The 3219-nt window shown below is 64.1% G+C and carries 3 protein-coding genes and 1 pseudogene; all 4 read left to right on the top strand.

Features of this window, described 5'->3' with window-relative positions; all coding sequences use genetic code 11:
* Nucleotides 1–309: pseudogene (locus tag EOA33_RS29310) on the top strand (biotin--[acetyl-CoA-carboxylase] ligase); the annotation flags it as partial.
* Nucleotides 310–344: 35 nt separating this feature from the next.
* Entirely contained in the window at nucleotides 345–2015 is a 1671-nt protein-coding gene (locus EOA33_RS29305; RefSeq protein ID WP_126054033.1) for a ribonuclease J, read from the top strand.
* A gap of 127 nt (nucleotides 2016–2142) precedes the next feature.
* Nucleotides 2143–2547, top strand: coding sequence for a methylmalonyl-CoA epimerase (mce, locus tag EOA33_RS29300; protein ID WP_126054034.1), 405 nt, complete (start codon nucleotides 2143–2145; stop codon nucleotides 2545–2547).
* Nucleotides 2544–2828, top strand: a complete 285-nt coding sequence (locus EOA33_RS29295) for a DUF1467 family protein (RefSeq protein WP_126054035.1) — start codon at nucleotides 2544–2546, stop codon at nucleotides 2826–2828. The genes mce and EOA33_RS29295 overlap by 4 nt, the downstream gene beginning before the upstream one ends.
* The last annotated feature ends 391 nt before the right edge of the window (nucleotides 2829–3219 follow it).

Raw genomic sequence — 3219 nt, 5'->3', positions numbered from 1 at the left:
TCGCTGCGCGCGCTTGGCGCGAATTGCGATGCCGAAACCCTGTTTCTGGCGCTGTCGGATGCCTGGAACGAGAATGCCCGGCTGTGGGACGACGGGCGCGGGCTTGCCGCCGTCAGGCGGCGCTGGCTGGCGCGCGCCGCGGGGCTCGGCGGTGAGGTTGCTGTCAGGGTTGACGGTAATGTGGTGCGCGGGACGTTCGAGACCATTGACGAGGACTGCCGTTTCGTGATCCGCGACGATGAGGGATCTGTCGTGACGATCGCCGCCGGCGACGTGCATTTCGGCGCTGTCGCGTCGGCCCAAAGGTAACGGACTTGGCCTGACCGGCCAGGAAGGGAAGAAACATGGCGAAAGCGGAAAACGCCGAACTCGTCTTCGTGCCGCTTGGCGGCGTCGGCGAGATCGGCATGAACTTCGCCCTCTACGGCTACGGGCCGGCCGATGCGCGCGAGTGGATCGTCGTCGATGTCGGCGTCACCTTTCCGGATTCGGCGCATCCGGGCGTCGACCTGATCCTGCCCGACACGCGCTTCATCGAGGAGAACCTCGACAGTCTGCGCGGCATCGTCATCACTCACGCACATGAGGACCATTACGGCGCTCTGCTCGACATCTGGCCGAGGCTGAAGGCGCCGGCCTGGATGACGCCGTTCACCGCCGGCCTGCTGGAGGCCAAGCGGCAGGGCGAGCAGAATGCGCCGAAGGTGCCGGCGATGATCTACCGGGCCGGCGAGAAATTCACCATCGGTCCGTTCGAGATCGAGGCCATCCCGGTCGCCCACTCGATTCCCGAGCCGATGTCGCTGGCGATCACCACTCCGGCTGGCACCGTCATCCACACCGGCGACTGGAAGATCGATCCGGAGCCGACGATCGGGCCGAAGACCGACGAGGCGCGCTTCCGCGCCTATGGCGACAAGGGCGTGCTGGCGCTGGTCTGCGATTCGACCAATGCGCTGCGGGAAGGGGAATCGCCTTCGGAAGTGGCGGTCGGCGAGGGGCTGAAGGGCGTCATCCAGAGCGCCAAGGGCCGCGTCGCCGTCACCACCTTCTCCTCCAATGTCGGCCGCATCGTTTCCATCGCCAGGGCGGCGCGCGACGCCGGCCGCCAGTGTCTGGTGCTCGGCCGTTCGCTGAAGCGCGTCATCGATGTCGCCGGCGAGCTCGGCTACATGGACGGGCTGCCGGAGTTCATCGCCGAGGAGGATTACGGCTTCATCCCGCGCGAGAACCTGGTCATCATCTGCACCGGCAGCCAGGGCGAGCCGCTGGCGGCACTTGCCAAGCTGTCGCGCGACGAGATGAAATCGGTGTCGCTGACGGCCGGCGACACCGTGGTGTTTTCCTCGCGCACCATCCCCGGCAACGAGAAGGCGATCCTCGAGATCAAGAACCGGCTGATCGACCTCGGCATGAAGATCGTCGAGGACGGCGATGCGCTGGTGCACGTCTCCGGCCATCCGCGCCGCAGCGAATTGCGCAAGATGTATGAATGGGTGCGGCCGCAGATCGGCGTGCCGGTGCATGGCGAGGCGGCGCATCTGGTGGCGCAAGGGTCGCTGATGTCGATGTCCGGCATCGGCCAGGTGGCGCAGGTGCGCGACGGCGACATGCTGAGGCTCTATCCGGGCGCCGCGACCATTGTCGACCAGGTGCCGTTCGGCCGCGTCTACAAGGACGGCCGGCTGATCGGCACCGACCAGGCGATGGGCATCCGCGACCGGCGCAAGCTGTCCTTTGCCGGTCATGTCGCCGTCAATGTCGTGCTCGACGACAAATATGAGCTTGCCGGCGATCCCGACCTGGTGGCGATCGGCGTCGCCGAGGCGGACGCAAGCGGCGAGACGCTGGAGGACCTGATGCTCGATGCGGCAATCGGCGCCGTGGACTCGATCCCCCGTCAGCGCCGAAAAGACCTCGACCTGGTGCAGGAGGCGGTGCGCCGCGCGGTGCGCGGTGCCGCCAACGAAGCCTGGGGCAAGAAGCCGCTGGTGACGGTGTTCGTCACGCGGTGACGAACAAGGGAATAGGGGAGTACGGCAGTAGGGGAATAGGGAAGAATAAGCAGTCTGTATTTGTTCAGACTCGTTTCCCTACTCCCATACTGCCCTACTCCCTTACTCCCCTAAAGCGGAGCGCTTTATGCTCGGACGCCTGAACCATGTCGCGCTTGCCGTGCCGGATCTGGCCGCGGCAATGGCGGCCTATCGCGACACGCTCGGCGCGCGGCTGAGCGCGCCGCAGGCGCTGCCGGAACATGGCGTGACCGTGGTGTTCGTCGATGTCGGCAACACCAAGATCGAATTGCTGGAACCGTTGGGCGAGAACTCGCCGATCACAGCGTTCCTGGAGAAGAACCCCTCGGGCGGCATGCACCATGTGTGCTATGAGGTGGATGACATCGTGGCCGCGCGCGACCGGCTCAAGGCCAGCGGCGCGCGCGTGCTGGGTGACGGCAGCCCGAAGATCGGCGCGCATGGCAAGCCGGTGCTGTTCCTGCATCCCAAGGATTTCTTCGGCACGCTGGTCGAACTGGAGCAATCATGAGCTGGGTCTCGTTCATCGCGCTGTTCTTCGCCACCTGGTGGGTGGTGCTGTTTGCCGTCCTGCCGTTCAGCCTCAGGACCCAGGATGAGGACAAGGATGTGACACTGGGCACCGTTCCCAGCGCGCCGCGCGGACCGCATATGCTGCGTGCGGCGTTCCGGACGACGATCGCCACGCTGGTTCTTCTCGGCATCTTTTACGGCATCACGCGGGGGCTTGGCCTCGGCATCGACGACATCCCGCACATCGTGCCGGACTTCAACCAGACGCCGAAGAATTAACGACGCAGTCGACCCAAAGTCATCCCATTGCTTGCGACTCGCTTCAGCCGGAAATCCGATAGCCGGCTGTCGAACTCTCGTTGAGATGACGTTAGGTGAAGCAGTTTGGCAACCTGCCAGACTAAGCAGATGATTGCACAAAAAAAATGCAAGGCACGAGGCCTTGCAATTTAAACGCGTCCGATCTGTTTCCGGTGTCCGGCGGCAGCGAGTGACCGCGCCTAGATCGCATCCTCCCAAGACTTTGACCGCGTAGGAGAGCAGATTATTTTCCGCCCTCTCGGTTATCGGGGCACACTAGCCTAAGGCAGATGAAATTGTCACGAAGAATTTTGCCCGCAAACGGGCAATATCGTGCTGCACTGCACAATAGTACGGCAGGCCTTGCTTG

Source organism: Mesorhizobium sp. M4A.F.Ca.ET.050.02.1.1, assembly GCF_003997725.1.
GTDB lineage: Bacteria > Pseudomonadota > Alphaproteobacteria > Rhizobiales > Rhizobiaceae > Mesorhizobium.
This window is presented reverse-complemented; position numbering and strand designations above follow the sequence as displayed.

Bases quoted from the DNA above. Each gene is read 5' to 3' on its own strand.
- EOA33_RS29305 (WP_126054033.1), top strand. From the start codon at position 345: ATGGCGAAAGCGGAAAACGCCGAACTCGTCTTCGTGCCGCTTGGCGGC.
- mce (WP_126054034.1), top strand. From the start codon at position 2,143: ATGCTCGGACGCCTGAACCATGTCGCGCTTGCCGTGCCGGATCTGGCC.
- EOA33_RS29295 (WP_126054035.1), top strand. From the start codon at position 2,544: ATGAGCTGGGTCTCGTTCATCGCGCTGTTCTTCGCCACCTGGTGGGTG.